Raw genomic sequence first — 26928 nt, 5'->3', positions numbered from 1 at the left:
TTGTCTATTTATGAGTTTAAACCTCAACTTCACTCCAACGCCTCAAGAACAGATTATGAGCAATGCACCGAGAACACGCAGTCTCGATCACCTTCTCAAAGGCGAAAGAGCCATTGTCCGAGAAATCGAGAGTGAGGAAACATCTGATGGTCGTGCTCTGGTCGTTCGCCTGAACGCACTGGGGATCAACATTGGGAAGGAAGTCAGCGTTATGCGGCTTGCTTGGTTGGGTGGCCCCATGTTGCTTCGTGTCAATCAGGTAACACAGGTTGCGATCCGACGTTCTGAAGCACGTTGCGTTGTTGTGGAGGAGATCAAAGGCGATGAACCCTCGGCCTGAGGCAGGTGCCCAGAGTACCCCACGTATTGCACTTATCGGTCAGCCAAACACTGGCAAATCCATGCTGTTTAATCGCATCACCAATGCCCGCGCCTCCGTTGGCAACTGGCCAGGCATCACCGTTAATGTGATGCGCGCGCGTGTGCCTTTAGCAGGGAGAAACGTGGAATATGTCGACCTGCCGGGTATTTATAATCTGGAAGGCGGATCTGAAGACGAAGCCGTCGTGAACCGGTTTTTGACAAAATTTCCGATTGATCTGGTTATTATCGTTATCAATGCAGCGCAGATTGAACGACAGATCCTGATGCCTTTGCAGGTGAAGGCGCTGGGACTACCTGCTGTTGTCATGCTCAACATGTGCGATGAAGCTCATAAGCTCGGTATCACGTTTGATCTTGAGCAGTTGCAGAATTCTCTCAAGATGCCGGTGGCTTTGATCAGCGCCAAATACGGCACCGGCTTTGACGATGCCATGAAACAAGTCTCAGACAGTTTAAGCTCTGACTTTGCCAGCAAGCCAGTTCTGGCGGACTATGACTCGCTGTTCAAAACACTGATGACTGAGGAAACGCTCGATGATGCTTTGAAAGGTTGCGTGACTCTTCCCAAAATCTGGCCGAAAACACTGACGGAAAAGCTGGATCAGCTGTTTTTGCATCCGCTGCTGGGCCTGCCCATGTTCTTTCTCAGCATGCTGGTTATCTTCTCCGTGATCTGGGAGATTGGCCTTCCCTCTCAGGATCTTGTGAGCCGAGGTGCTGACTGGGTACAAACGATACTGCTGGAGCCGGGTTTGGCCTGGGCGCCTGTCTGGCTCAATAGCTTCTTGATCAATGGCATATGGCTTGGTCTGTCGACGGTCGCATCATTTGTGCCGCTTCTTGTGCTCTTTTTCTTTTGCATGGCCGCTGTTGAAGATAGCGGGTATCTGGCGCGTGCTGCCTTTTTGATGGATGCTCTGATGCGCCGCGTTGGGCTGGATGGCCGCGCTTTTGCGATGCAAATGATGGGGTTCGGTTGCAATGTACCCGCATTAATGGGCACGCGGGTCATGCGTACCCGCTCCTTGCGCCTGCTGGCTATGCTGGTTATTCCATTTTCACTCTGCTCTGCGCGCCTTGCTGTGTTCGTTTTTATTATCAGTGCCACCTTTCCCAGTTCCAAAGGTGCACTAGTGTTATTTTCCTTTTACGTGATCAGCTTCCTCGCCGCATTTTCAACGGCCGCCATCTTTAGCTTTTCCAAGCAGTTCAAGAGCCAGGAACCCTTCTTGTTGGAGATACCCCCCTATCGGATTCCGACAGTCAAACAAGTTTTACTCAGAGGTTGGGGTGAGGTGCGTGAGTTCATCAGAAGAGCTTCACGGTTTATTATCATCGGCTGCATTCTGGTTTGGTTGTTGACGAACCTGCCAGTTGGCGCAGAAGGATTGAATACCTATGGCGGCCAACTGGGCGTTTTGCTTCAGCCGATCATGGAGCCAATCGGCATCAATCCGTATCTTACTCTGGCACTGATCTTCGGTTTCATCGCCAAAGAGATCGTCATCGGATCTTTGTCTACAATCTACGCACTATCTGCCAGTGGTGTTTCTCAAGCCATTTCGGTGAGTGTCACACCGCTGGAAGCCTATAGTTTCTGCTTGTTCTGCCTGCTTTACACGCCTTGTCTAACAACCATTGCGACGGTGCATTCAGAAGGAAAGTCATGGCAGTTCACCAGTTTCTCGCTGATCTTGTCTCTAAGCTATGCCTGGCTGGTGTCATTCCTGTTTTACCAAGGCGCAAAGCTCTTTGGGTTTTAGGAGAGCTTATTCCTCCTCCCAAAACCCCGCGATGTAGCAGTTGTCGGCTTTGAAACCAACTTCATTACGGAAATACTTGCGCGCTTTCTTGGCAGTTTTCTTTTCCGCAGCAAACCAGAGGAATGCCTCCTGAACCTCAGGAATTTCCACTCGTTTTGCAGCATCAAATAATCCGTCATGACCATGAGCATCCCGATAAATCCATTCAAGGCTCATTGTCTCAGATAACGGGATTGGTGCTTCCATACCTTTTTTTGAAACACTGATGATCACCGCACCTTTCGTACCTGCAGGAGAACTTTCGAGAATGCGTGAGATGGCTGGAATGGCTGTTTCATCTCCAGCCAGCAACAGATACTTGGCCTCCGGAATCCACCCGCCACCAGGGCCAAGCAGACCAACCTTGTCCCCTTCGTTAACGCGAGCTGCCCACTCCGCTGTCGGCCCGCCTTCATGCAGGAAAACATCAAAGTCGATAGTCTGTGCTGACTTATCGAACTGGCGAACAGTGTAGACAGGGCGCATCAATTCATAATCACCCTCAGGCCAGACCGTGCGGCCTTTGTCATCCCAATAGGGCCATCTGGCTTCAAAACCCAGATTTTTCGAGAACAACAGACGGAAGTGCAACCCACCTTCAAAGAAGCGCTCAATTCCCTTCGCTGCAACGGTTACCCGTATGAAATTGGAGCTGAAAGCCGCTGTTCTGACAACCTGAACTTCGAGAAAGTTGGGCGGGTGAACGCCTGCTGTAAAATCCCCGCTCCAGACCACCTGAGGTGGAATGTTTATGTCAATGTGGCCAATAAGATGCTCGACACTCTCTTTGACCAGATGCAGTGCCTCTTGAGATGGTGCTGAAATCACCAGCTTCGCCTCTGTATCTGCCTTCAGAAACTCAACCATTCCGACAGGAGAATTCACGCAGTAATGGGAACTGGTAATTTCTTCCAGCGTCAGATTATGGAGCTTTGCTTCGGCAGCAAAAAGCTCAATGGCTTTGGCAAACTCGATACCGGGAATGAGGCTTTCGATCCTATGAAGTTCTGTTGCAGTGGTTGTCATCAAAGTGCTCGTCTTGTTTTATCGAAATATTGTTGGCATCAAGCTGGAACAACCAGCGGGGTTCCCTTCACCGGATCGGGCATCACGTAGCATTCAAGACCGAAGGTTGATTTCATGATGTCTTGTGTGATGACCTCGGCTGCATTGCCCTGCGCTTCAATCTGCCCACCCTTCATCACGATGAGATGGTGGGCATAGCGCGCTGCGAGGTTGATATCGTGCAACACAGCAACGATTGTCATCTGCTGTTCTCCATTGCATCGCTTCAACAGCTCAAGCAGTTCAATCTGGTGGGCGAGATCAAGAAAGGTTGTTGGTTCATCCAGCAACAGCAGATCGGTCTCCTGTGCCAGAGCCATCGCAATCCACACACGTTGACGCTGCCCACCTGACAACGAGCTGAATGGCTTGTCTTGCAACTCAGTCACTTTTGTCATATCCATCGCATTTTGAATGGCCACTTCGTCCTGCCGGGACCATTGGCGCCAAACAGACTGGTGAGGCGTGCGGCCTCGGCTTACCAGATCGCCGACGGTGATACCTTCAGGCGCGACAGGCATCTGGGGCAATATACCAAGACGCTTGGCAACCTCGCGGGTAGGCTGCTTATGGATGGATTTGCCATCCAGCAATACAGTGCCAACACTCGGCTTTTCCAGCCGAGCTAATGATCGTAGAAGCGTTGATTTTCCGCAGGCATTGGGGCCAATTACGACAGAGATCTGCCCCTTTGGAATAGTCAGGTTAAAGTCTTTCAGGACACTATGAGATCCAAACGAAAGCCCAAGACCCCTGGCCTCTAACGGTGTGTGTTCTTTAGGATCAAGCATTAGATGAGGTTCCGTTTCGCCTGCCGGGCAAGCAACCAAATAAGATAGGGCGCACCAATCAGAGCTGTAAAAACACCGGTCGGCATTTGAAAAGCTGCAACCAGTGTGCGTGCTGCGGTGTCAGATAACAAAGTGACGAGAATGCCAATCCCAGCAGCAAGGATGAGTGCTGATGATGGAGTACGGGAAAGCTGACGTGCTATGGGGCCGGAGACGAAAGCCACAAAAGGAATTGGGCCAGCAACCGCGACAGCTGTTGCTGTCATCACCACTGCAACAGCAACCATGAGCAGTCGAAGTCCATTCACTTTAAGACCAAGCCCGGTTGCCAGATCCTCATCAAAGGCGAGCCTGTCCAAAAAGTACTGCAACACAACGCCCAGTGAGCCCAAAGCCACAAATGCAATAGCAACAGGGGCAATATCTTCACGCTGCACTTGCCCAAGGCTGCCAACAAGCCACTTGGCCATGTCAGATGCGCGCTGGACATCAAGCTGCGACATGAGGAAGTCAGCGCATGCCAGCAAGGTGAACCCAATACCAATGCCAACCATGATCAACCGGAACAGATCCAAGCCGCGGTGCCAGGACAGTGCAACAACAAGAAGCGCCGTCAGCATACCACCAGCCACCGCACCCCAGAACACATAGGCGGCAGATCCAAACAGGAAGATCGTCAATAACGCACCAAACGCAGCACCAGCATTGAACCCGAGCACATCTGGTGATGCCAATGGGTTGCGCATAAGTGCTTGAAAGATTGCACCGGACATGCCCATAAGACCGCCCACAAACACCCCAACGAGAATACGCGGCATCCGCACATCCAGCAGGATGAGCTGGTCTACACCGCCCTCCCCGCTGAAGAACAGCGGAAGGATGCGGCTTGCCGCGATGGGATAGGCTCCAAGCCAAAGCGCAGCAATCACCGAAACAAGGCTGAGTGTTAGCAAGACTATACCAACCACAGCGCTGCGCTTGCGCATGAGCAATGCACCACCGGGTAGCGGAATGACGAGATGATGACTGAGCAACTTCATAGAGACATCATCCTTGTTTTTCTGATGAGGTAGACGAAGAACGGACCACCAACCAAGGCCACTGTGACGCCAATTTGCAACTCACGCCCTTCGAGCACTATTCGGCCAAGGATATCTCCCGAAAGCACAAATAGCGCGCCCAGCAGAGCTGAGAACAGCAGCAACCAAGCGCTGTCCGCTCCACTAAAACGTCGTGCAACATGCGGCACAACAAGCCCTACAAACGCGACTGGCCCAGCCAATGCGACGGACCCGCCCGAAAGGCAGACCACAGCAAACAAACTCAGTCCTTTGACAAGGCCCATTTTGGTGCCAAGGGATTTCGCTAAATCCTCACCAAGCGATAAAGCGTTGAGCCAACGCCCGAGAATAAGACAGGCCAGAAAACCAACCGCAAAGAACGGCCAGAGTTGGAGTAGGATTTCCGGCTTCACACCTTGCAGTGACCCAACGACCCAGAAGCGATAGGCCTCCAGCGTTTGCTGGCTGACCAGCAATACACCGCGCACCAATGCCAAAAGGAACGAGCTGACAGCAGCTCCAGCTAAAGCCATGCGCAAGGGGCTGGCTCCGCCCTGCCCCAGATTAGCAAGCCCATACACCGCAATGCTCACCACAAACGCACCCGCCATTGCTGGCCAGATGAACATCCCGGCAGCAGAAATGCCTGCTCCCCAAATGGAGAGCACAACGGCCATAGAGGCACCGGCATTCACTCCAAACAATCCCGGATCAGCCAACGGATTGCGGGTTACGATCTGCATGATCGCACCAGCCATTGCCAGAGATGCACCGATCAAAAGCGCACCAATAAGCCGTGGCACACGCATTTCCAAAATCACAATATGATCCGGATTACTCAGATCAGTTGCCAGCAAAGCATCACTGATTGCCGAGAGTGGAACTGCCCGCACACCTGCACCAAGCGACACCACAGACAAAGCAATCAAAATGGCTACAAACGCAAGTGACCAGCCACCTCGAGACTGACCGGAGTGAGCAAGACTATCACCAGTCCCAACTCGTTGAGCGGTTTCAGCAAACATCACTGCCCCTCCATTTGCTGTGCACGGGTGATGCCTGCCTCAACTGAAGTCGCAACAGGTGTTGCCGGGTCACCATCAATCGCTGCTGCGATCAGCGGTTCCAGCTGATCTAAAGCAAAGCTCAGGCTGAGTGGTGAGGAATGTGAGAGGGCAGCTGCGATCATAGGCGTTGCCACCACCTCACGGCCTTCATTGTAGACGCGCATTGTTGGTCGGAGCCGCAAAGTGTTGATTTGGGAGGCACCTGAGCCAAAGTCGAGCCAGATCAGCACATCCGTATCAATCGGATCCAAGTCCTCTGGCGAGACACGCACATAAAAAAGATCGCTGCGAACAAGCGCTTCCACTTTTTGAGAGACAATAAACCCAAGATCGCTCAGGAAACGCCCACGCAAATCTGACGAAGGATAGGCCCCGATATCTCCCGGCCACACAACCACGGCAGATTTGCCGAGCCATGTCGAATTGCGTGCCTTAATAGCAGAAAAGCGAGCTTCCAGATCCTGCACCACTTGCTCACCTTTTGCAGTACGCCCAACAGCCTTCGCTATTGTGCGTGTCATCTGCTGCCACGGCGTTCCGTAATCCCCGAAGCGCTCTTCAGGCACGAGAACGGGCGCAATCTGCGAGAGTATCTTGTACTGAGAACGGGTCATTCCAGACCACAAACCCAAGATCAGATCAGGTTTCAGAGCAGCGATCTGCTCCACATTAATCTCACCCCACATGACTGTCGGCTTGGCATCCCCCAGAGCAGGTTGCGCCCAAGGCCAGACACCACTCGGGTAGCTGCCATACCAACGCCGAAGGGCTACCGGCTTCACTCCCAACGCCAGAAGGAAGTCATGCCCAATGAAGCTGACAGAAACGATCCGCTTGGGCTCTGCAGTGACCGTCGTTGTCCCGTACTGATGCTCAAACACCACTGGAAATTCAGCTGCTGTCGTCTGCTGAAGGCCCAGCAAAGTCACAGCAAGGAACTGCACAGTGCAGTACAACAGCAGCTTCATTTTTTTGATGCATGCGTGGATGGTTTGCATGTCGCTCTCACAAAACCAGCCACGGACTGAAAAGCCCGTGGCATCACCGTATTTACTGATTGAGAAGCTCTAGAAAGTACTGGTCAACTGCAACCGCAGCTCACGTCCCTTGCCATATGTGCAGTTGTGGGAGTCCATATTCAGACTTGCAGGCACAAGCGATGCAAGTGTCGCTTTACCGCAATGACTAATATATGACTTGTCTGCAAGATTCCGGCCTGTGAAAGAGAGTTTGAAGTTTTGGTATTCATAACTCACGGCCGCATCCAGGAGTGTCACCGGATCAAGCTTAATCGCGTTCTCATTGTCACCATATCGGTCTCCCAGATATCGCGCCCCAGCGGCAACACTCAAACCATCTAACCAGGTATTTTCCGCAAAGTCATATTTGAGCCAGAGGGAGCCTGCATGCTCTGGAATGCGCTCAAGTTGATTTCCTAAAAGAGACGAAGTTGTATCTTTTGTGACTTCAGTATCCAGATAGGTGTAGCTGCCGAGCGCAGACAAACCACTGTATAGCTCAATTGCACCTTCAAACTCCAAGCCACGCACCCTGACCTCTCCGGCCTGGATCGACGCTGGCGCAGGTCCTGCGTGGCTCGGGTCATTTGTCAGAACATTATCTTTTGTAATTTGAAAACCGGCTACGCTGAAGAAACCATCAAAACTCGTAGGAGCATACTTGATGCCGACTTCAAACTGCTTTGCATAAGTCGGTTTGAAGGCTCGACCCTCCTTGGTCGTTCCAGCAGGAGGAGCATCAAAGGATGTGCCATAGCTCGCGAAGGGTGTGATGCCGTAATCACTCACATATGAGAGACCAATACGTCCGGTAAGCGCACGGTCAAATGTTTGCTCATCCGCCACTACGGCAAATGGCTCAGGTCTTTGCCCTTTGGTGTCTCGCTCTAGCCAATCATGACGAACATTTAAATCAAGCCGGAACCTATCAAGTATCTTGGAATTTGCTGCAGCATACAACCCGGTTTGCGTAACTGATTGATCTGAGAACCCTGTATAGTCGCTCAACAAAGCCGCGTTAATTCCTGGCAGGCTAGGTAGGAGATTTGTAATTTGGCCCGTAAAGAGGTTCTTTTCTCCGGCATACCCGCTTCCTAAATCAGCTTCGGAATAGCCTTTATAGTAGTCCAGACCCGCAATAATTTGCGTCTCAACAGCCCCAAATGTGGCATCAAACTTGAGTGCGGTATCAATGGATCCCTGATAGCCAGTTTCTTCGATTTCGTTTTTGACAAGAACAACGGTATCAACCCCCGAAGCCTTCGGAACCCCACTTGCTAAAAGCGTGTCAAAGTCTATTGCGCCCCCATTGTAGGCACCATCATAGGTAATATTATTATAAGCCAAGCGTGCACGCTGATAGAACTCAAGGCCATTGTCGAACTGGTGATCAAACTCATAACCAACATAATGCTGGTCACGGTTCAGCCCTTTGCGATCCGGATCACCGGCAAATGTGTCGTAGTCGAAACTACCCTGACTATTTGGCAGCAGAGTCCCATGTTGCGGTAGTATCTGCCAGCTCTCACCCTGAAAATCTTTCTGGTATTGAGCCAGCAATGTAAGTTTTGTGTTGTCGCCAAGCTTCGCAGTAATAGATGGAGCAAAATAGAACCGGTCATCATTCACATGATCCACTTGGGTATCTGACAAACGGCCAACTCCAACCAACCGATAGCTGATTGGAGAACCTTCTGAGAGGGAGCCCGTTACGTCTGCAGCAAGTTGTTTACGGTTGTTGTTTCCATAGGTTGCTTGCAAAATCGCAGAAAAATCTTCTTGCGGGCGCTTTGTGACAGTGTTGACCAGGCCACCTGGCTGGTTCGCACCAAATAAATCGGAGGACGGGCCACGCAGCACTTCAACGCGCTCGACACCAAATGGCTCAATGTTCCAGCCACCCCAGGCAAAAATTCGCAACGGCAACCCATCGCGATAGTTAAGCCCACCAACAGCGCTTTCAAAACCACGAATTGCATAGTTATCGTAGCGAAGATCAAATCCGTAGATCGCAGGTACAACACCAGCGCTGTAGGAAATCGCATCTACAATAGATTCAGCGCCCTGATCTTCCATCTGCTGAGAGGAAACCACCGAAACAGAACGCGGTGTTTCCTCGATCGGCAAACCAATACGGCCAGCACTCGCTGTCTCAGTTGGGACATAACCTAGGGTCGGCGCCAACGCGTCTTCGGCAACGGAAGAGCCGTATACAACAACTTCATCCAGATCTTGATTGGGAGGACCCGCCTCTTGCGCGTTCACAATTCCAGCAAACAGCAGCAAGCTAATAGAGGAGCCAGACAGAAGCGCAGACTTGTAGTGGATACCCATGTTTTAAACACCTATCCCACTGATAATCGCTCCAAAGATGTCTGGCTTCTGGCTTGACGTTTAATTTGGCTGGAGCTCAATCATTTGATTTTTCAATACTTTTAGAATTAACAGCAACTTCCGATCTAATGACCAAAAAGTTGAGCAATCACTCGACTTTGACTCCAATAGATAATATGACTTTATAAGTCAAGTTATTCAGTGAGTATATCTGCTAATTTGTTTCTTAAGGGCTTGCCACCGGAAATCTTGTTGTGCAGAACACAGGAAAGCGAGCTTTACAAAGGACAGCCAGCCCATGCCATCCATGAACGCGCAATCACTCGCTTTGCGAAAGAAAGCCAAACAACAACGCTCACGAGAAAAAATCGAGCTTATCCTGCAGACAACGCTGGATATGCTGAGCGAAGGTCAGGTTGATAGGATCAACACCAATGAGATTGCCCGCCGTGCTGGCGTCAGTGTGGGGTCGCTCTACAACTTCTTTCCCAACAAGCAATCCATTCTTTATGAGCTGTTTCGTCGTTGGCTGGAAAATGCTTTAACCGGACTTGATGATCTGGATGCACGCTATGATGGCAGTGAGCCAATCCGGGACTATATCGATGATATGTTTGAGCAAATGGCAATCAATGCACAAGCGAACACTGCAGGCCATTGGCAGCTTCGCCGCTCCATGAATTCCTCCAAAGAACTGTCAGAGCTAGAAGAAGCGCACATGGACCAAATTCTGGCACGCTTCATCCGTATCCAGGAAAAGTTTGGCCGCCAACTCCCAAACAACCCTCACCGCCTCGCCTATCTCCAAAACCTCATCAGTGTCTCCTGCCTCAACATCGTCGCCCTCACAGCAGACGAACAAGAACGCAAAACCGTAATGCACTGGTGCAAAAACCTGCTCTATCTGGTGTTTGATGTTGAGAGGTTGGAGGGGTAGAGCCCGTCATCCCAGTAAGGTTCATCGCCACCGATTTCTGATGAGATGAAGTCGATGAAGCTGCGGGTTTTAGTGGGGAGGTATTGGCGGGCGGGGTAGACGGCGTACATGTTTTGGGTTGGTAGGATGTATTCCGGCAAGACTTGGCGTAATTCTCCTGATCTCAGATAATCACCTGCTGCAAAGGTGGTCAGTCGACCGATTCCGCAACCACCTAAAACAGCAACTGTGAGGGCGTCGCCATTGTTGACTTGGAAATTGCCAGAGGCTTCGATTTTGATGGGCCCGTCTGCACCCTCTAACGTCCATTCTTGCTGGTCACTAAAGTATGCGTAATGCAGGCAGTTATGGTGATGCAGATCTTCCGGGGTTTCTGGCATTCCAAACTCATCCAGATAATCCGGAGAGGCTGCCAGCACGTTGCGGCAAGGTGTTATTTTTCGAGCGATCAAGGACGAGTCCTGAAGGCGCCCTCCTCTGATTGCCAGATCAAATCCGCCATCAACTAAATCTACCAAGCGATCATCCATGATCATATCAATGCTGATTTCCGGGTTGTTCTTGAGGAACTTAGGAATCAGAGGAGCTATATGTAGCCGGCCAAATGTCATTGGGACATTTATCTTTAACCGCCCCTTCGGCTTGCCCTGTAGCTGCGCAACTGCACTTTCTGCTTCCTGCGCTGCAGCCAATGCATCTACCGCGCGAGCGTAGTAAAGTTCTCCTGCTTCAGTCAGGCTAATGTTGCGGGTGGAACGGTGGAGAAGACGCGCACCAAGATGTTCCTCCAGCAAAGAAACCCGCTTGCTGACAGCTGACTTTGAGACGCCGAGTTGCCTCGCAGCAGCGGCAAATCCCTTTTGCTCAACCACCGTTACGAAAACGGGTATTGCATTTATATGTTCCATTCGCCCTGTCTTATTCGTTCTCTTTTTCTCACCAACAAGTTTCCACATTAGGTGATTATCGTGAAATAGGAAACTTACTAAGTTCTCTTCAGAAAAAGAGGACAGTCCAATGGCTATGATGCTTATCAATGGGCAACTGCATGAAAAACCCAAAAGTAGTGACGGAACCTATCGCCCTATCAGCAGCGATATTCGTAACTGGATAGAACCGAATGTGGCTGCTGAGTTTCCTGCGGAAGAAGATCGCTACCATCTTTATACATCACATGCGTGTCCGTGGTGCCATCGTGTGATGGTGATGCGATCATTAATGGGGTTGCAGGGGATCATTTCTGTCAGCGAGATGCATCCGGTCATGGGGGATAAGGGATGGCAGATTGACAAAACCTTGTTTGATGATGCAGCAGGTGTTCCAAGAGACACATTTATTTTTGAAGTCTATTTGCGCGCCTTCCCCCAGTACACTGGCGCGCTTACGGTCCCTCTCCTGGTCGACAAGAAGACAAACAAGATCGTCAGCAATAATTCAGCGGACATCATGCGGATGCTGAACACATCTTTTGCTGATCTGGCATCCTCAAGCACCAATTATTATCCGGTAGCACTGCGGAGTGAGATAGATGAGCTTGCCGACTTCATTCAGGAAAACGTGAGTTCTGGCGTCTATCGCGCTGGTTTTGCAACGTCTCAGAGTGCCTATGATGCTGCTGTTTCCAAGTTGTTTGATGCTCTCGATCTCTTGGAGGTGCGGCTGAGTGTTCGGCGTTATCTGGCAGGAGCTCAAATCACCGAAGTTGACTGGAAGTTTTTTGCCACTCTTATTCGCTTCGATGCTGTTTACGTGACACATTTCAAAACCGATCTGCGACGCATTACAGACTATCCCAATCTCAACTCATATCTTCGCGAGCTCTATCAGTATCCTGGCATCGCAGAAACAGTGAACTTCCAACGTATGCGGGAGCATTATTTCCGCAGCCACCGTCATCTCAATCCCACAGGTATCGTTTCAATTGGCCCGCAGTCGGACCTGCTGAAACTGCACGGTCGCGACCAGGCCAGTGTCTTCCAAAAAGGAGCTGCCTAATGGATCGTCAAGCAACTTATACGGAAACTGGAAAGCACAATAATCCAACAGGTTACATCATCCTGATCGGCGCAATTGTTGGCGTTAATTACGCTCTTGCCAAGCTTGTGACAAAAGCTGGGGTCACAGCACTGAGCGCAACATTTGCGCAGTTACTATTGGCGGGTTTGTTCCTCTACCTCTTGCTTCATCTGAAGCATGAGAGCCTCTCGCTGAAACGCCGCCATATCAAGTATTACATCATCAATGGCTTTCTTGGGATCACAGTGCCTTCGCTGGTTGCATACCTAGTCCTACAGCATATTCCAGCCTGGCTTTTGACTGTTCTTGTAACTCTATCGCCTTTGATTACGGCGGTGCTCTCATCAATCGTCGATGGAAAGCTGATTGCAACACAGCGGCTTGTCGGGATTTTGGTTGGGCTTGCCGGGATTAGTTTTGTGACACTCAGTAGTGCTCAAGTCAGTCAGTTTGATCCTATCTGGATTTTGATTGGGACAGGCATGCCTTTGTCGCTGGCAATTGCAAACATCTACCGCAACAAAGCCTATCCCAAAGACGCCTCCTCAGTTGGGACTGCAACCGGAACCATGTTCTCACAAGTGCTGTTGCTGCTGCCTTTGCTTTTTCTTGGCGATAGTCTGCCAGCGCTTGTCGAGCCAATCCAGGACATCTGGTGGATCATCCTTGGCATCGGATTTCTCAGTGCAGCGAGCTATGCTCTCACGTTCTTTATTCAAGACAGAACGGACAGTGTTGGCTTCAGCCAAGTCGGATACTTTGCCACAGTTTCAGGCATTTTGGTTGCTGCACTGGTGTTTTCAGAACCCATCAGCATGGCCATCTTCGCTGCTATTGCCGTTCTGTTCTTTGGGCTGGCACTGACAAACGGACACATTCAACTCACGAAACTTCGAGCTCCCTGAATACTGCCCTTTCAGATGCAGCAACCACTCTCCCAACCTAAAAGAACGATAGGAAAGAAAATGACATCCCTCACTAAGACACACGTAGATGCACGCGACTTTGCCAATAAGCTTTATCAAGCCGTCGACTCTTTGAACGCTGAGGCTGTTGGATCTTTTCTGGCACAAGACGTACGGTTCCAACTTGGGAATTTTGATGAGATTTCAGGTTACCAGCAGGTTGTCGATGCAAATGCAGCCTTTTTCCAATCCATCGCAGCTATGTCACACACACTCAAAGACGCCTGGAGTGTTGGTGATACAGTCATTTGCACGGGCGCGGTGCATTATACGCGTCATGACAAAAGCACACTCCAAATCCCTTTCTCAGCTGTTTTGAAGCTCAATGACACTCTGATTTATGACTATCAGGTCTATGTCGACGTTTCTCCACTTTAGGAGAAATAGCTGATCCCTTCCTGGGTAGAACAGGGAGACTCATTTGGTGGCACGGCGTGAAGCTTTTGGTTTTGCGCCGTGTTTTTTTGTAAAAAAGCCCGTATTTCTGCTGGATTTTACTTAGTTTTTCCTAGCTGAGAACATTCATCAGCCCCCAGCACCCGAAATTTTTCAAAGCCAAGTCGCTGAATTTTAATAATTAATTCCCCCACCACCTCGATTGTCAGACAATATTGATTTTTCTCAAGACTTGATGTGTATTTTATGCAATAGTCGATTGTAGGACAATCGACGGAGTACATTATGATCAAGGCACTTCGCCTTAATGCTGCAGACAATGTTGCAACCCTGCTGGAAAATGCCAGCAAGGGGGAGACAGTTCTGGTGATCTCCGAACAGAACGAAAGCTTGGGAGAGCTGGAGCTTCTGCAAGCTATTCCCTTCGGCAACAAAGTCGCACTTCGCCCCATGAAACCAGAGGACCAGCTGATTAAAGGCGGCGTCGCAGTCGGCAAAGCAATCAAACCTGTTCCTCAGGGCCAGCTTGCTCACGTTCAAAACATTCGAAGCTTAAATCTGGATATTCCAGAGGTGATGATCAACGAAATCATCACCCAAATGGAAATTGAGGTGGACTGATGCAGACGTTCAGAGGCTATCAGCGAGAAGATGAATCTGTCGGCATCCGCAATCTCATCATGGTTATTGCTGCCGATGAGTGCGCGGAAGGCATCGCACGTGCGATCTCTGAGAAGACGCCCGGTACTGTTGTCGTCACCAATTACAATACCTGCATGTATGGTGGCAACGAAGAGATGATTGGCACCATGATCAACGCAGCGACCAACCCGAACATCGCCGGGGCGCTGGTGATCAATATGGGTTGTGGCAGCATTACGCCTGACCTTGTGGCTGGGCCAATCCGTGCAACCGGGCGTCCTGTGGAGACCCTCACCTGCATTAAAGAAAGCGGAACAGTTTCGACTATTCGCGAAGGGTTGAAACGGATTGCCAAGATCGTTGAGCACGCCAATGCAACACCGAAGGTTGATGCTCCAATCAGCAAGCTGCTGGTGGGTATCAAATGTGGTGGCTCAGACACCAGCTCTGGCATTGCTTCTAACCCAAGTGTTGGTCTTGCTGCTGACAAGCTGATTGATATGGGCGCTTCTGCCGTGGCAGGTGAGCTTCTGGAGCTGCTTGGCTGCGAGCATATTCTTAAAGAGCGGGCTGTCACCTTAGAAGTCTCTGAGAAGATCGATCAGCTGATCAGCGATGAAGAAAAGCGCTGGCATGTTGAGGGCACTCAGGTTGAAACCATGAGTGTTGGTAACAGCATTGGCGGCCTGACAACCATCGAAGAAAAGTCACTCGGCGCTCTTGCAAAGACAGGCTCCAAGCCAGTTCAAGATATCTTGCGCATCAATGCGACTAAGTTGGAGAAGCCAGAGGCTCCAGGCATGTACTTGTCTGAAACGACAATGCTTTGTGGTGGCTCAGCGATGCATTTTGCAGCACTCGGCTGTCAGGTGATCCTTTGGACCACTGGTGGGGCTGGTTTCAATAATCCGATTGTTCCAGTCATCCGCGTCAGTGGCAACAGTCAACTGATCAATGAAGACATCGACATTGATGCAACCGGCATCATGCGCGGTGAAGACAGCCTTGAGAATGTCTCCGAACAAATCCTGAAAACACTCGAAGGCGTGATCAATGGCGAGAAAACCGCCATCGAAGACTTTGGCTACGCTTACTGCTCACTCATTCAGAAAGATCAGCGCGTCGAGCGTTTGCTTTCCATCCCCGCAGAATAATTAAAACAACGCGCAGGCCTTCTTTGAGGACCGGCGCATCAGGGAGAATAAAATGAAGATCACTGATGTTGAGGTCATCCATCTTCGTGTCCCGCTGCTCGCACAAAATTGCGAGTGGGGCGAAGATGCACTGATCGTACGCATCCACACCGACACTGGTCTGGTGGGGCTTGGGGAGTCAGACAGCTCGCCAACCGTGATTGCAGCACTCATTGAAGCACCGCAGTCCAACTTGTATTGCACGGGTCTGAAGTCCCTGCTGATCGGTGAAAATCCACTTGAGATCAGCCGCTTATGGAACAAGATGTATTGGTCCAGCAACTATGTTGGTCGTCGCGGTGCTGGCATTCATGCCATGAGCGCTATCGATATTGCACTGTGGGACATCTCCGCCAAGCACTATGGTGTGCCACTGCATATTCTGCTGGGAGCAAAGTATCGTGATCGGATTCCGGCTTACGGCACTTTCATCCCGGCAGATAACCCAGAAGACAACCGCAAGATCGCACAGGATCTGGTCGCAAAGGGCTTCACCAGCCTGAAATTTGGCGGCGGCATTCTGGGTGATGATCCAGACACTGATTATGAGATTGTACGCGTTGTGCGTGAAGCAATCGGTCCAGACATACAGTTACAGATCGACCTTGCCACCAAATGGCGCACTGCCTCTCATGCTTTGCATATGTGTAAGCGTCTGGAACCTTTCAATCTGCACTGGATTGAGGAGCCTGTCATGGCTGATGACGAACGTGGCTATGTGAAACTTGGAGCTCAGGCTTCTCAGAAGATTGCTGGCGGTGAAGCTCTGACCACATGTCGCGAGTTCCACGACATGCTGGAGCGTTGTGAACCAGACATCATTCAGCCAGACATTACGCGTTGTGGTGGCATCACCGAGATGCGCAAGATTTATGACATGGCGCAGATGCGCGGTGTCCAACTCATTCCTCATGGGTTCAGCACAGACATTTTGCTTGCTGCATCTGTGCATTTCCTTGCCTCCTGCGAGCAAGGAAACCTGATGGAATACTCCCAGAGCAATAGTCCGCTTGTTGCGGGTAACGGGCTGGCTAAAGAGCCAGTGGTCTTCGCTGAGGGGCAGCTTGTTGTTCCTGATCGCCCAGGCCTTGGGATCGAGCTGAACGAAGACCTAATCAAAAAATATCAAGTGAATGCACAACCTGCTTACGCTTGAAGATGGAGGAATAACAAATGTCTAACACTGGGAAAAGATTAGACACCTTACTGCTTTCAATAAGTCTGGGGTTTGTCATCGCCATTGTTGCTGGCCTGACAATCTTCCCTGAAAAGGGCAACGAGATAGCCAACTACCTGTTCGGTACATTCAATGCGATCTTCGGCACGCCTGTGCTGCTGCTTGTGTTTGGATCAGTTATCTTTCTGGCTGCGCTTGGTATAAGCAAATACGGCAATATCCGTCTGGGTGAAGGCAGCCCTGAGTACAGCACATTCGCATGGGTTTCCATGATGATCTGTGCAGGTCTGGGTTCTGCAACAGTATACTGGGCCTTTACTGAGTGGGCATATTACTTCAACGCCCCTCCTCTAGGAGTTCAGACTGGTACGACTGCGGCTTACGAGCTGGGCACTGCTTACAACCTGTTCCACTGGGGCTTCAGCGCCTGGGCAGCTTACTGCATTGTCTCTCTGCCAGTTGCTTACCACTTCCACGTTCGCAAGAACCCTGGTCTCAGCCTCTCAGCTGTGTGTACTGCTATCCGCGGTGACAAGCCGATAACTCCGCTTTGGCGCTTGATCAGCCGTGTGATTGACGTGATCTTCATCTTCACCATCTTCGGTGCACTTTCCATCACACTTGGTGTGTCTGTGCCGATGGTTTCTGAGATCCTGTCTTCTCTGATCGGTATTGAACCAACCTTCAATGTGAATCTGGTACTGATACTGATTATCTCCGCATTCTTCTCTCTGAGTTCATATGTGGGCATTCAGAAGGGTATGGCGCGTATCAGCTCAATGAACACATATCTGGCAATCGGCTTCTGTATTGCTGTGTTCCTAGTTGGCCCAACAATGTTCATTGCGAAGTCTACGGTGAATGGTCTTGGCATCATGATCCAGGATTTCATCCGCATGAGCCTTTACACTGATCCGGTTGACAATGGCGGCTTCCCAGAAGGTTGGACAATCTTTTACTGGCTCTACTGGATCACCTACACTCCGTTCGTATCCATCTTCGTGACCAAAATCTCCAAGGGTCGTAGTATCCGCGGCGTCATCACGAACATGCTGCTGAGCGGTAGTGCTGGTTGCTTCTTCTTCTTCGGTATCCTTGGTGGTCTGTCTCAGTCAGCAAACGTAACCGGTCTTGTTGATGTTGCTGGTCTTGTAGCTTCCGGCGAAGGAAATCAGGCGATTGTTCAGGTCATGAACACCCTGCCACTCAGCGCGATCTTCATCGTTCTGTTTGCGCTGGTCTCCGTTCTCTTCCTGGCAACCACTCTGGACTCTGCAGCCTTCACCATGGCAGCGGCTTCTACAAAGGGTCTGAAAGAGAACGAAGAGCCATCTCCAATGCTGCGCCTGTTCTGGTGTGTGATGCTGGCTGCAGTTCCACTTGCGATGATGTTCATTGACGCCCCACTGAACACCATCAAAACATGTGCCATCGTAACCTCTATCCCACTGATGTTTATCATCAGCTATATGGTTTACGGATTCATCAAGTGGATGCGTGAGGACTTCGCTTTAACAAGTGGCGAAGATATTCTCCGGCAGTCCCGCGAAGCAGCTGGTGCTATTCCTGCGGAATAAGCTTCCTCCTCAGGCAAAGCAAAAGGGCGACCTCCGGGCCGCCCTTTTTTTATGACTATCTCAAATCTTCAAGCACTATCAGTCGTCAGTCGCCAGCTTAACATGTTCATGTTTCAGCTTATGGCCCATTTCAGTGAAGGTACTGATGTTCTCAATAGCGAGCTTGCGAGCCTTTTCCGCCTCGCCAGAGCAAATGGCTTCCACTAAACCGACATGAGTGTTCGCACTGTCTTCAATATCAAAGTCAAAGTGCGTGATACGAATATAGATTGAAAGCTGATTGATCACGCTCTTGTACATGTGCGCCAAGCGTGCACTCTCACTCAGTTCAATGATCAGCTTGTGAAGCTCAAAATCATAGAACGTGACTTCTGTAAGTGAGACGCCATCTTGCCGGCAGATCTCCTTGAAGACTTCCAGCTCCTTACGCAGCCGAACAGCCTTTTCCGGCGTGATGGTCTCAGCTGCCATTTGAGCAGCCTGGCTCTCCAGCGCGACACGAAGATGGTAGATTTCCCAGATATCGTGGTCCGTCAGTGTCGTTACGCTCCACCCTGCATAAGGCTTTTGCGAGACAAGTCCTTCGCTCGAGAGTGTGTTCAACGCCATGCGCACAGTTGTGCGTGAAAGCTCCAGACCTTTTGCAAGCGTACTTTCCGTCAGCTTGTCGCCTGAGACATAATGACCCGCCAAAATCTGCTGCCTCAGAAAATCTGCGGCTTGCTCCTCAAGGCTCTGTTTTGAAATCTTCATTGGAACTCAATTGCGTCCGTCGTGTTCACTCTCATATTTGAGCTGTATCACCATTAGCTTGCTGAATAAATGACGAGTTTCTCACGCTAGATATTTGCTCTGTGATTATTGTAGGATCAGCAGGATTTAGATATATTTTGCGCGTGCACTGGCAAAAGAACGGTGTCGGGTTTGTTTCCAGCACCGACAAAGTTTTTAATGACTCTAAACTGGGAATGGTTTATTGTTGAGTTAGAGATGCATATTTTTATTGACGACAGACACCGGAAGACGCATAGCTAATATTATGAGACTCACTCAACAAACCAACTATGCTGTACGTGCCCTGATGTATTGTGCGGCAAATCCTGGCAAGCCAAGCAAAGTTGCTGAGATCGCGGCTTCGTTTTCCATGTCGGAAACTCACCTTTTCAAGATCATGAAGGTGCTCGTTGACGCTGATCTGATGAAAACCATCCGAGGGCGTAACGGTGGTATCGTATTGCCACGTCCAGCTGAGCAAATCAGTGTAGGACAGGTGGTACGTGCAACTGAAGAGTCATTCCTTCTTGCTGAGTGCTTTGACAGTGGCCGTCAGGACTGCCCGCTCGTCAACCACTGCGGCTTCAATTCTGTTCTGCATGAAGCGCTGGAAGCATTCCTCGGTGTGCTCGACAAGTGCACGATTGCAGATCTTGCTGACAACCGTGCGAGCATTCGCCACCTGTTGCAGATTGAAGACCCACTTCTGCCAAAGAATATGGCTGCTGCTGAGTAAGCGCGCCATCAGCGACGAGATGATCAGGCAGCGAACATTCGCTGCCTTTTTTGTTATCGTACTTTGAAGACTATCGGCGCTGTTCTACTGACCGTATTGTTCCTCATCGAGGATGGAAATGCAGGGAATGGCGCAGCGGCCTTTAGGGCTTTCAGCGCGGCCTGATCAAACCGCTTATTCCCACTCGAACGGGATAGCCTAATTCCCGTTACAGCCCCATCTTTGTGCACGACAAAACTCACACGGACGATGCCTGACTTCTTCCGATTCTTCTCACGTCTTGGGTATCGTCTATCCGCAGCACGCTGGATCTTCTTTTGCACCTTGCCCCAGTAATTGCTCGTCGCAGCATTGCCTGCACTGTCGCCGGAGCCAGCGATGTTGTTGCCATTCTTTGAGGTGTTGGAGCCTTTACGGGCGACCTTGGAGCCACGAGCAGAATTAACATCCGAGTTACCTGCTTTCTTGGCAGGCTCTTTCTTGGCTTTTGGTGGAGCCTTCTTGGCAGTTTTCTGCGGTAGCTTGGGACGTGGCGGCGCTGCTCGTGGGACAGGAACCGTTACAGCGGCAACTTCAATCTCAACAGGCTTTGCCTCAAGCTCTTTCTTTTCGTCAACGGGTTCAGCTGTCTTCTTTTCTACCGGCTTCGACTCTTCAGGTGTTTCCTGTTGTACCAATTCCAGTTTTTCTGGTTGAGCTGATTTAGCTTCTTCCGGTTTAACTGCTTCTTGTGGCTCTTTCAGCTTTACAAGATCAACGTCATTAGTCGGCTCTACTGGTTCTTGCTGTTTAACAGGCAGAACTTTTGCAACTTCAACGGGCTTAATCTCCTGCACCTCAGCAGGTTTGATTTGTTCGGGCTGAAGCTCAAGTTTCAGCGGCTTAATCTCAGCCTTGATGGTAACACCTTCAGCAACAGGCACTGGTATTGGTTTCACAGCCTGCGTTGCAATCGGTTTGATTGGTGTGATCTCTGCTTTAACCAGCTCAATGGGCTCAACAGACTCAATCTCTTTGACTTGCTCTATCGGAGCTTCAATCTCACGAGGCTCAATTTCATCTGGCTGGTCCGGCTCAATCGGTTCAACAACTTCCTTAGAGCCTGCAATAAGATCCTCAATCGACCCGACGACAGAAAGAGACGTTGACCGTGTTGAGGCAATCTGAACTTCAGGGGCCCGCGTATAGAACCAAGCAAACCCAGCTGCGTGAACGCTGACCGACACGAGTAAGGCGGCCGTGAGGGCTGAACCGCCGATTTTCCTGCGAACTCCCTTCTTCATTGGGCAGCCCTTACGGTGACCAACGTAATATCGGAGAACCCTTGCTTCTTCAGCACTGCAAGGGTTCTGGCAAGTGCCTGGCCAGACAGTGCCTTGTCAGCAACAACCATCAGAGGATCATTATTGCCGTCTAGCGGTATCAGATCCTCAACAAGAACTGGCTGTTCGTTTTGGGTTATCGATCCATCAGGAGCGATAATCAGCGCTCCGGCAATAAGCTCGCGACCAGATTGCTCCTGCGTTTCTGCAGGGCTCACGTTTTTTGCATCGTCTCTATCAATTGAACCTGCAAAGAGGAAGAAGATGAGCATCAGGAACACGATATTGATCAATGGGATCGTGTTCTCAAATGTCCTCTTTTGTGGTTTTGTCTTCAGACGCATTCTTTAAACTTCTTATTTCGCAATATTCTGAATTCAATTGCCAACGATCGTCGCTGACCAGCCTGCTGTTTTAAGCATCTCAAGCGCACTCACGACATCCTGCACAGTGGAATCCTTGGCAGGAATGATCGCCACAGGTCGTACTTTTTCGATACCTGCATTGTCGAGCGCCACAATCAACGCCTCAACCTTCACCCGGTCACCGTTCACCGACAGCTGTCCTTCTGCGAAAACTTGCAGCAGGATTGGGGACTGTTCCATTTGTCCTGCGCCCTCAGTTCCCGATGTCACATCCAACTTTTGGTATATCGAGAACGTGGAAGCGAGCATAAAGAACATCAACAAAAGGAAGATCACATCAATCAGAGATGTGAGACCAGGCGCACGACTTCTTTTTGGAGCCTCACTAAGGCGCATCGTGGACGACCTCAAAGCGCGGCTGTGTTCCAACTTGTTCCGCTTCTTCAGTTTGAGTAGCGATGGAGGTGACTGCCCCGGTGAAGAGTTCAGTGACGATCTTTTCCATTGCCCCCTGCTCACGTTCGATGCGGCCTTCGAACAATGACAACATCACAGAAGCTGGGATTGCAACGGCCAGACCAACGGCTGTTGTCAGCAGCGCAACCCAGATGCCACCAGCCAGAGTAGATGGATCAACCTGCGAACCAGCGTCGGCCATAGCCTGAAACGCCCCGATCATACCAAGCACTGTTCCGAACAGGCCGAGTAGAGGAGCGATCTGGGCAATCATATCCAATGCCCGTAAATAACTACGAAGATCTGCAAGATGCGTGAAGCAAACGCGCTCGACATCTTCCCGGACTCTTTTCTCAGGCACCTGCGGTTTCATAAGGCCACGCATGGCATGTGCCAGAACATCGGAGACCGGAGAGCGATCTGTTACCACGATCCTGTAGGCCTGATCACGCTTGCCGACGCGCCAAAAGGCCACGGCCTGCTCGGCTTTGCGATGACGACCAACGCCTGCAATCCAGAACTGCCAGAGTTTTGCGATGACAATTGTTAGAGCAAGTACGCTGACAACCAGCAGCAATCCAACGACCACGCCACCTTTTGCAAGCAGATCCATAACAGGTGTCATTGCTGCGGTCAGGCCCAGGTTTTCAATCATGGCATTCATTCTGGAAATCTCGTTATTTTTCTAATTCGGTTCTGCAGCGGTTCAGAGTGTTAGTTCTATCGCAGCGCGAGAGGATACATTCAATGAGTCTAAGCAGCTAGCCGGAGATACATTTTCAGCTCCCTCACACTGGCTGACATCATTGATGAGCAATGACGAGATGTCTGCACAACTGCTGGATGGGAGATCATACTGCTGAACTCGCGTCTTTCCGGAAGGAAGACGACCTGTCTTCATGCTCAGAAAATCAGCAATTCCACCTGTACTATCAAAGACTACCAAGTCCAGCGCCAGTTGAATGATCTCATCTTTAAGGTGATTGCGAACAAGAAGGCTTACACGACACCCGTTCTGAGTGGTCTCAGCTTTATTCAACTGGAGAGCGATCACTGGTTCTCTTGTCGTGCTTGCTGCTTCAGCAGCAGTTATTTGCGTTATCCACAAGGCAGCAAGAGCAAGTGAAAACAGCTTAACCAACTTATTCATAGGACCCCAACCCAAAAATTAAAACTTAGTTGCAAATGCAAATCAGTCGCAGATATCAAGGATATCGTGGGCTGGCTGGCTGTTGAGGGAGAGAGTAACAGCTGGCTTGCGCATCGATACAAATCCTACTCCAGGACGGTTTGCCGGAGGACGCGATCTCCAGCAATTATTGAGTAGGCATTGCACTTGTAATAAAACATGAATATGAAAGTCAAGAAATAAACGCGATAGAGTCCCCCTAGCTCTTGAGGGTATCGCGACCATCCACGCTAGCCAAAATTGGGGAAAGGCTGAGGCGAATGACTGATATGGAAAAAGCTCAGGAAAGCTCACAAAGTCAGCCACATGAGCGCACTGTTGATAGCAAGGCACTCTTTGGCGATGAGCGCGAGATCACAATCTCCCATCGCGAGGATAACTACCGATTGTCGATCACAAAACTTGGCAAGTTGATTCTTACTAAGTGAAGAATTTGCCATGAAAAAAGCCGGCCTGAGATGAGGCCGGCTTTCTCCTAATTTTGACTGTTCTGAACCTTAGTTCAGAGCCTGCTGCAGTGCGAATGCATCGCCCTCGACCTTGAACAGGCCGTAGGAACCAGGAACGTCACCAGCATTGTCGAAGTTCAGATCGCCAGATGCGCCCTTGTAATCGATGTCTTTGCCAGCTGCGATCAGCTCAACTGCTTTCTTCCATTCACCAGGAAGAATAGCTTCACCCTGTCCGTCGGACACAGCAGCCATCGCCTCAGAAACCTTTGTGGCATCGCCACCAGCTTTTTCCAGAGCCAGAGCCATCAGGAATGCGGCGTCGTAAGAGTTTGACGCGAAAATCGCATCCGGGTTGCCGCCAACTGCTATGTAAGCTTTGTTGAACAGTTCTAGGCTGTTGGACGCTTCACCAACTGGAGAGGATGCGATGAAGGTTGTCAGGTTTTCAGCACCGAGCTCACGGATGATTGCATCTGACTTCATGCCATCGCCGCCAACGAAGTTGTTGAAGAAGCCGTTTTCCAGCGCCTGACGCAGGATGGTCAGGCCAGTGCCATCACCGTAATCGAAGATTACAAGCGTATCTGCACCACCACGGGACAATTCAGCAAGGTTGGAACGGTAAGATGCCTTACCTTCTTCGTGCGCTGAATATCCAGCAATCTCACCGCCATTTGCTTCAAATTCAACTTTGAAAGCATTTGCAAGGCCACTGCCGTAGTCGTTGTTGAGGTAGGCAACAGCAACTTTCTTTGTGCCAAGGTTCAACAGTGTACGAGCGAGTGAGCGGCCTTGGAAGTCATCGGAAGGTACTGTACGGAATACCTGACCTTTGTCTTCCAGACCTGTGATTTCAGGAGAAGTCCCTGATGGCGTGATCAGCGTGATGCCAGCTGGAACAGTCACAGAGTTTGCAACAGCCAGAACGGAACCAGAGCAATGTGGGCCGATAAGACCTGCAACCTGCTCAATGTTTACCAGCTTGGTAGCGGAATCCACGCCGTTCTGTGGGTTACACGCACTGTCGCCCACAACAGCTTCAAGCTTCTGGCCATCCAGAATGCCGCCCTGATCGTTCACCTGCTGAATAGCCAGCTTTGCAGAGTCCAGCATTGGTGGAGCCATAGCCGCGATTGGGCCAGAAATGCCTCCCAGAAGACCGATTTTTACATCAGCCTGAACAGCGTTGGATGCAAGTGCAGTAGCGCTGAACAAGCCTGCTGCCAATGCGATTTTCTTAAGCATCAGTTCACCTCCAAAGAGCCCTGTTTCAAATACTATCCGGATTGACCAGGGCGTTAAAATTGATTTCCACGAGTGCTGGCGTTACTTCGCTGCACTTTCTTGTTTTTGAAAGGTTTTGACTTCTGGACTGCCAGCGGTTCCCTGAGGTTCCGGCAAGATTCCTTCCGGTCTGAACCGGAGGACCAATTGCAGAAGCAAGCCAATGATGAACACGCGCATGTATTTGGCTTTAATGGCGTATTCTGTTGGCAGTTGATCCGTTACAAACTCTGACGCAGACCAGATGATCCAGACAACAGCAACGCCGAGAAGGGCTCCGCGGTTGTTACCTGAGCCGCCGAGGATCAACATAATCCAGATCAGGAATGTGGCGATCATCGGATCAATGGCTTCTGGGGTTATGGACCGGTTAAAGTGAGCAAACAGCGCTCCACCAAGTCCCATCACAGCAGCACCGAAGATGAACGCTTCCAGACGACGAGCCTTAATATCCTTACCCATCGCAGTTGCCGCGTCTTCGTTGTCACGGATACCGCGCATCATGCGGCCCCAAGGCGCAGAGATCTGACGCTCGATAGCCCAGTACACGACGAGCACGATGGCAAAGACGAGAGCGAGATAAGCCAGCTGGGAATACAGATAGGACAGATCACCAAATGGACGTGGGATCTTGTTCACACCACGTGCGCCACCTGTCATCCAACCTTCTGACTTGACGACCAGACGGATGATTTCCGCCACGCCGATTGTCGCGATTGCAAGATAATCAGAGCGGAAACGCAAGCATACCTTGCCGATTGGCCATGCAATTGCACCAGCGGCGATCATCGCGCCGATCCAACCGACAACAACAGGCAGTTGGTAGCCCCCCAGATGGACAGCGGATTCTGGTGCTGTGAGCAGTGCGGATGAATAAGCTCCAACAGCGAAGAAGCCCGCAATACCTGCGTTAAAGAGACCGGAAAAGCCCCATTGAATGTTAAGACCGAGAGCCAGAAGGGAGTAAATGCCGATAAAGATCGCCATGAACACCGCGTAGTTAAGCAGACCGATGAGTTCCATGGTTCATCTCCCTCCTACAGAACTTTACCCTTGAGCAAGCCGGTTGGCCGCACAAGAAGGATGAGCAGGAGGATCGCAAACGCCATAGCGGCCTTGTACTCTCCCGGGATAAACAGAACAGATGTTTCTTCAGCAATGCCAACAATTAAGCCACCGATCACAGCACCTTCTACACGCCCTACGCCGCCAAGAATTGCAGCAGCGAACATTGGCAAAAGCATTGTCCAGCCCATGAGCGGTTTCAGTTCTGTGTTGATGCCAAGGAAGAAACCAGACGCGGCGCACAGAATGCCGACGATACCCCAAGTCAACATTGTGATCTTACGGTTATCAACGCCGGAAAGCAGCGCAAGATCCGGGTTGTCGGACATGGCACGCATGGCCTTGCCCCACTTGGTTTTCTGCAAGAACGCCCACAATACGCCAACGATCACAAACATAGCAATGATGGTGTAGATCTCACGATCACGAATGCGGATGCCCCAGTAATCATCTGGTCTGACAATACCACGGGTATAAGTTTCGGTATCAACACCCCAGACCACCTGAACAACAGCACGCAACATCAGCGCGATGCCTAGTGAGGACATCACCACGATGATCTTTGGTCGCTCCGAGAGGTAGTCGTAGAATAGTTTGTCGATGCCGATCGCCATAAACGCACAAACAACCATAGCAACGGGAAGAGCAACCCAAGGGCTTACTCCGAAGATGGTCACCACGCCGAGGGCCGCAAATGCGCCAAGCGTTGCGAGGTCACCATGCGCAAGGTGCGCAAACCTCAAGATGCCGAATACCAGCGTGATACCAACTGCGCCCAGAGCGTAAATTGAGCCCAGTACGATCCCCGGCATGAGGTAAAAATTTACGAATTCCATGAATGGCATTGGATTTTCCCTTA

Annotated in this window: 28 protein-coding genes; 12 read left to right on the top strand and 16 right to left on the bottom strand. The window is 50.6% G+C overall.

The genetic code is table 11. The features are described 5' to 3' along the window. Window positions 1-10: 10 nt before the first annotated feature. Together PsAD13_RS06075 and feoB are read left to right on the top strand one after the other, a co-directional pair. Window positions 11-340 carry a FeoA family protein gene (locus PsAD13_RS06075; protein WP_063317564.1) on the top strand — a complete coding sequence of 110 codons (330 nt, stop codon included), beginning with the start codon at window positions 11-13 and terminating at the stop codon, window positions 338-340. Further along, window positions 324-2147, top strand: a complete 1824-nt coding sequence (feoB, locus tag PsAD13_RS06070; protein ID WP_057462828.1) for a ferrous iron transport protein B — start codon at window positions 324-326, stop codon at window positions 2145-2147. Before PsAD13_RS06075 ends, feoB begins: the two co-directional genes overlap by 17 nt. Before the next feature lie 6 nt (window positions 2148-2153). Here the strand turns inward: feoB and PsAD13_RS06065 are convergent, their stop codons facing one another. From PsAD13_RS06065 to PsAD13_RS06040, 6 genes are all read right to left on the bottom strand, one after another. Beyond that, window positions 2154-3212 (bottom strand): siderophore-interacting protein, encoded by a 1059-nt coding sequence (locus PsAD13_RS06065; protein ID WP_063317563.1) that lies wholly within the window; start codon window positions 3210-3212, stop codon window positions 2154-2156. Between the two features lie 38 nt (window positions 3213-3250). Next, complete coding sequence (locus tag PsAD13_RS06060) at window positions 3251-4042, bottom strand: ABC transporter ATP-binding protein (RefSeq protein ID WP_063317562.1); 792 nt, start codon at window positions 4040-4042, stop codon at window positions 3251-3253. After that, complete coding sequence (locus PsAD13_RS06055) at window positions 4042-5082, bottom strand: iron chelate uptake ABC transporter family permease subunit (RefSeq protein WP_063317561.1); 1041 nt, start codon at window positions 5080-5082, stop codon at window positions 4042-4044. The genes PsAD13_RS06060 and PsAD13_RS06055 overlap by 1 nt, the downstream gene beginning before the upstream one ends. Further along, window positions 5079-6128: an iron ABC transporter permease gene (locus PsAD13_RS06050; protein ID WP_063317560.1), complete on the bottom strand. Its 1050-nt coding sequence runs from the start codon at window positions 6126-6128 to the stop codon at window positions 5079-5081. Before PsAD13_RS06050 ends, PsAD13_RS06055 begins: the two co-directional genes overlap by 4 nt. Continuing rightward, window positions 6128-7168: an iron-siderophore ABC transporter substrate-binding protein gene (locus tag PsAD13_RS06045; RefSeq protein WP_063305600.1), complete on the bottom strand. Its 1041-nt coding sequence runs from the start codon at window positions 7166-7168 to the stop codon at window positions 6128-6130. The genes PsAD13_RS06050 and PsAD13_RS06045 overlap by 1 nt, the downstream gene beginning before the upstream one ends. Before the next feature lie 69 nt (window positions 7169-7237). After that, window positions 7238-9523: a TonB-dependent siderophore receptor gene (locus tag PsAD13_RS06040; protein ID WP_063305599.1), complete on the bottom strand. Its 2286-nt coding sequence runs from the start codon at window positions 9521-9523 to the stop codon at window positions 7238-7240. 298 nt (window positions 9524-9821) lie between these two features. Here PsAD13_RS06040 and PsAD13_RS06035 point away from each other — a divergent pair, with 298 nt between their 5' ends. After that, window positions 9822-10460 carry a TetR/AcrR family transcriptional regulator gene (locus PsAD13_RS06035; protein WP_063305598.1) on the top strand — a complete coding sequence of 213 codons (639 nt, stop codon included), beginning with the start codon at window positions 9822-9824 and terminating at the stop codon, window positions 10458-10460. Here PsAD13_RS06035 and PsAD13_RS06030 read toward each other — a convergent pair. Next, window positions 10424-11368, bottom strand: a complete 945-nt coding sequence (locus PsAD13_RS06030; protein ID WP_063317559.1) for a LysR family transcriptional regulator — start codon at window positions 11366-11368, stop codon at window positions 10424-10426. The genes PsAD13_RS06035 and PsAD13_RS06030 overlap by 37 nt on opposite strands. Window positions 11369-11477: 109 nt before the next feature. Between PsAD13_RS06030 and PsAD13_RS06025 the strand changes: the two genes are divergently transcribed. The 7 genes from PsAD13_RS06025 to PsAD13_RS05995 all read left to right on the top strand — a co-directional run bounded on the left by PsAD13_RS06025 (window position 11478) and on the right by PsAD13_RS05995 (window position 18426). Then, window positions 11478-12455 (top strand): glutathione S-transferase family protein, encoded by a 978-nt coding sequence (locus PsAD13_RS06025; RefSeq protein WP_208986454.1) that lies wholly within the window; start codon window positions 11478-11480, stop codon window positions 12453-12455. Continuing rightward, on the top strand, window positions 12455-13381 hold the full coding sequence (locus PsAD13_RS06020; RefSeq protein WP_063317558.1) for a DMT family transporter: 927 nt from the start codon (window positions 12455-12457) through the stop codon (window positions 13379-13381). The genes PsAD13_RS06025 and PsAD13_RS06020 overlap by 1 nt, the downstream gene beginning before the upstream one ends. Window positions 13382-13441: 60 nt before the next feature. Continuing rightward, a complete protein-coding gene (locus PsAD13_RS06015) occupies window positions 13442-13819 on the top strand; it encodes a nuclear transport factor 2 family protein (protein WP_063317557.1) in 378 nt (125 codons plus the stop codon). A 303-nt stretch (window positions 13820-14122) separates the two neighbouring features. Then, window positions 14123-14458, top strand: coding sequence for an SAF domain-containing protein (locus tag PsAD13_RS06010; protein WP_063286819.1), 336 nt, complete (start codon window positions 14123-14125; stop codon window positions 14456-14458). Then, the gene (locus PsAD13_RS06005) at window positions 14458-15633 is read left to right on the top strand and encodes a UxaA family hydrolase (RefSeq protein WP_063317556.1); all 1176 of its coding nucleotides are present in this window, start codon (window positions 14458-14460) and stop codon (window positions 15631-15633) included. Before PsAD13_RS06010 ends, PsAD13_RS06005 begins: the two co-directional genes overlap by 1 nt. A gap of 52 nt (window positions 15634-15685) precedes the next feature. Further along, window positions 15686-16828 carry a mandelate racemase/muconate lactonizing enzyme family protein gene (locus PsAD13_RS06000; RefSeq protein ID WP_057462840.1) on the top strand — a complete coding sequence of 381 codons (1143 nt, stop codon included), beginning with the start codon at window positions 15686-15688 and terminating at the stop codon, window positions 16826-16828. A 17-nt stretch (window positions 16829-16845) separates the two neighbouring features. Further along, window positions 16846-18426: a BCCT family transporter gene (locus PsAD13_RS05995; RefSeq protein WP_063317555.1), complete on the top strand. Its 1581-nt coding sequence runs from the start codon at window positions 16846-16848 to the stop codon at window positions 18424-18426. A 78-nt stretch (window positions 18427-18504) separates the two neighbouring features. On the opposite strand, the gene PsAD13_RS05990 is transcribed toward PsAD13_RS05995, so the two are convergent. Further along, window positions 18505-19179 (bottom strand): GntR family transcriptional regulator, encoded by a 675-nt coding sequence (locus tag PsAD13_RS05990; RefSeq protein WP_063317554.1) that lies wholly within the window; start codon window positions 19177-19179, stop codon window positions 18505-18507. A 286-nt stretch (window positions 19180-19465) separates the two neighbouring features. Between PsAD13_RS05990 and rirA the strand changes: the two genes are divergently transcribed. Beyond that, window positions 19466-19936 carry an iron-responsive transcriptional regulator RirA gene (rirA, locus tag PsAD13_RS05985; protein ID WP_082596779.1) on the top strand — a complete coding sequence of 157 codons (471 nt, stop codon included), beginning with the start codon at window positions 19466-19468 and terminating at the stop codon, window positions 19934-19936. 53 nt (window positions 19937-19989) lie between these two features. Here rirA and PsAD13_RS05980 read toward each other — a convergent pair whose 3' ends face one another. The 5 genes from PsAD13_RS05980 to PsAD13_RS05960 are packed head-to-tail and all read right to left on the bottom strand — an operon-like array spanning window position 19990 to window position 23229. After that, on the bottom strand, window positions 19990-21219 hold the full coding sequence (locus PsAD13_RS05980) for a TonB family protein (protein WP_063317553.1): 1230 nt from the start codon (window positions 21217-21219) through the stop codon (window positions 19990-19992). Beyond that, window positions 21216-21602 (bottom strand): biopolymer transporter ExbD, encoded by a 387-nt coding sequence (locus tag PsAD13_RS05975; RefSeq protein WP_063317552.1) that lies wholly within the window; start codon window positions 21600-21602, stop codon window positions 21216-21218. Before PsAD13_RS05975 ends, PsAD13_RS05980 begins: the two co-directional genes overlap by 4 nt. A 33-nt stretch (window positions 21603-21635) precedes the next feature. Beyond that, window positions 21636-22019 carry a biopolymer transporter ExbD gene (locus PsAD13_RS05970; RefSeq protein ID WP_063317551.1) on the bottom strand — a complete coding sequence of 128 codons (384 nt, stop codon included), beginning with the start codon at window positions 22017-22019 and terminating at the stop codon, window positions 21636-21638. Beyond that, window positions 22009-22743, bottom strand: coding sequence for a MotA/TolQ/ExbB proton channel family protein (locus PsAD13_RS05965; RefSeq protein WP_063300489.1), 735 nt, complete (start codon window positions 22741-22743; stop codon window positions 22009-22011). The genes PsAD13_RS05970 and PsAD13_RS05965 overlap by 11 nt, the downstream gene beginning before the upstream one ends. A gap of 42 nt (window positions 22744-22785) precedes the next feature. Beyond that, complete coding sequence (locus PsAD13_RS05960) at window positions 22786-23229, bottom strand: hypothetical protein (protein WP_063317550.1); 444 nt, start codon at window positions 23227-23229, stop codon at window positions 22786-22788. Between the two features lie 299 nt (window positions 23230-23528). Here PsAD13_RS05960 and PsAD13_RS27225 point away from each other — a divergent pair, with 299 nt between their 5' ends. Further along, window positions 23529-23696, top strand: a complete 168-nt coding sequence (locus tag PsAD13_RS27225; RefSeq protein ID WP_082596781.1) for a hemin uptake protein HemP — start codon at window positions 23529-23531, stop codon at window positions 23694-23696. 69 nt (window positions 23697-23765) lie between these two features. On the opposite strand, the gene PsAD13_RS05955 is transcribed toward PsAD13_RS27225, so the two are convergent. The 3 genes from PsAD13_RS05955 to PsAD13_RS05945 form a co-directional block, all read right to left on the bottom strand. Beyond that, on the bottom strand, window positions 23766-24965 hold the full coding sequence (locus tag PsAD13_RS05955) for an ABC transporter substrate-binding protein (protein ID WP_063317549.1): 1200 nt from the start codon (window positions 24963-24965) through the stop codon (window positions 23766-23768). A gap of 81 nt (window positions 24966-25046) precedes the next feature. Continuing rightward, entirely contained in the window at window positions 25047-26027 is a 981-nt protein-coding gene (locus tag PsAD13_RS05950; protein ID WP_063291384.1) for a branched-chain amino acid ABC transporter permease, read from the bottom strand. Window positions 26028-26041: 14 nt separating this feature from the next. Continuing rightward, window positions 26042-26914 carry a branched-chain amino acid ABC transporter permease gene (locus PsAD13_RS05945; RefSeq protein ID WP_063317548.1) on the bottom strand — a complete coding sequence of 291 codons (873 nt, stop codon included), beginning with the start codon at window positions 26912-26914 and terminating at the stop codon, window positions 26042-26044. Window positions 26915-26928 lie beyond the last annotated feature (14 nt).

The sequence above is a fragment of the Pseudovibrio sp. Ad13 genome (genome assembly GCF_001623225.1).
Lineage (GTDB): Bacteria > Pseudomonadota > Alphaproteobacteria > Rhizobiales > Stappiaceae > Pseudovibrio.
This window is presented reverse-complemented; position numbering and strand designations above follow the sequence as displayed.

Coding starts and splice junctions, on each gene's coding strand:
- PsAD13_RS06050 (WP_063317560.1), bottom strand. CDS start 6,128: ATGTTTGCTGAAACCGCTCAACGAGTTGGGACTGGTGATAGTCTTGCT.
- PsAD13_RS06030 (WP_063317559.1), bottom strand. CDS start 11,368: ATGGAACATATAAATGCAATACCCGTTTTCGTAACGGTGGTTGAGCAA.
- PsAD13_RS06025 (WP_208986454.1), top strand. CDS start 11,478: ATGGCTATGATGCTTATCAATGGGCAACTGCATGAAAAACCCAAAAGT.
- PsAD13_RS05995 (WP_063317555.1), top strand. CDS start 16,846: ATGTCTAACACTGGGAAAAGATTAGACACCTTACTGCTTTCAATAAGT.
- PsAD13_RS05960 (WP_063317550.1), bottom strand. CDS start 23,229: ATGAATAAGTTGGTTAAGCTGTTTTCACTTGCTCTTGCTGCCTTGTGG.
- PsAD13_RS05975 (WP_063317552.1), bottom strand. CDS start 21,602: ATGCGTCTGAAGACAAAACCACAAAAGAGGACATTTGAGAACACGATC.
- PsAD13_RS06055 (WP_063317561.1), bottom strand. CDS start 5,082: ATGAAGTTGCTCAGTCATCATCTCGTCATTCCGCTACCCGGTGGTGCA.
- PsAD13_RS05945 (WP_063317548.1), bottom strand. CDS start 26,914: ATGCCATTCATGGAATTCGTAAATTTTTACCTCATGCCGGGGATCGTA.
- PsAD13_RS05950 (WP_063291384.1), bottom strand. CDS start 26,027: ATGGAACTCATCGGTCTGCTTAACTACGCGGTGTTCATGGCGATCTTT.
- PsAD13_RS06000 (WP_057462840.1), top strand. CDS start 15,686: ATGAAGATCACTGATGTTGAGGTCATCCATCTTCGTGTCCCGCTGCTC.
- PsAD13_RS06065 (WP_063317563.1), bottom strand. CDS start 3,212: ATGACAACCACTGCAACAGAACTTCATAGGATCGAAAGCCTCATTCCC.
- rirA (WP_082596779.1), top strand. CDS start 19,466: ATGAGACTCACTCAACAAACCAACTATGCTGTACGTGCCCTGATGTAT.
- PsAD13_RS05970 (WP_063317551.1), bottom strand. CDS start 22,019: ATGCGCCTTAGTGAGGCTCCAAAAAGAAGTCGTGCGCCTGGTCTCACA.
- PsAD13_RS06015 (WP_063317557.1), top strand. CDS start 13,442: ATGACATCCCTCACTAAGACACACGTAGATGCACGCGACTTTGCCAAT.
- PsAD13_RS27225 (WP_082596781.1), top strand. CDS start 23,529: ATGACTGATATGGAAAAAGCTCAGGAAAGCTCACAAAGTCAGCCACAT.
- PsAD13_RS06045 (WP_063305600.1), bottom strand. CDS start 7,168: ATGCAAACCATCCACGCATGCATCAAAAAAATGAAGCTGCTGTTGTAC.
- PsAD13_RS06020 (WP_063317558.1), top strand. CDS start 12,455: ATGGATCGTCAAGCAACTTATACGGAAACTGGAAAGCACAATAATCCA.
- PsAD13_RS06035 (WP_063305598.1), top strand. CDS start 9,822: ATGCCATCCATGAACGCGCAATCACTCGCTTTGCGAAAGAAAGCCAAA.
- PsAD13_RS06075 (WP_063317564.1), top strand. CDS start 11: ATGAGTTTAAACCTCAACTTCACTCCAACGCCTCAAGAACAGATTATG.
- PsAD13_RS06005 (WP_063317556.1), top strand. CDS start 14,458: ATGCAGACGTTCAGAGGCTATCAGCGAGAAGATGAATCTGTCGGCATC.
- PsAD13_RS05955 (WP_063317549.1), bottom strand. CDS start 24,965: ATGCTTAAGAAAATCGCATTGGCAGCAGGCTTGTTCAGCGCTACTGCA.
- PsAD13_RS06060 (WP_063317562.1), bottom strand. CDS start 4,042: ATGCTTGATCCTAAAGAACACACACCGTTAGAGGCCAGGGGTCTTGGG.
- PsAD13_RS06040 (WP_063305599.1), bottom strand. CDS start 9,523: ATGGGTATCCACTACAAGTCTGCGCTTCTGTCTGGCTCCTCTATTAGC.
- feoB (WP_057462828.1), top strand. CDS start 324: ATGAACCCTCGGCCTGAGGCAGGTGCCCAGAGTACCCCACGTATTGCA.
- PsAD13_RS05980 (WP_063317553.1), bottom strand. CDS start 21,219: ATGAAGAAGGGAGTTCGCAGGAAAATCGGCGGTTCAGCCCTCACGGCC.
- PsAD13_RS05990 (WP_063317554.1), bottom strand. CDS start 19,179: ATGAAGATTTCAAAACAGAGCCTTGAGGAGCAAGCCGCAGATTTTCTG.
- PsAD13_RS05965 (WP_063300489.1), bottom strand. CDS start 22,743: ATGAATGCCATGATTGAAAACCTGGGCCTGACCGCAGCAATGACACCT.
- PsAD13_RS06010 (WP_063286819.1), top strand. CDS start 14,123: ATGATCAAGGCACTTCGCCTTAATGCTGCAGACAATGTTGCAACCCTG.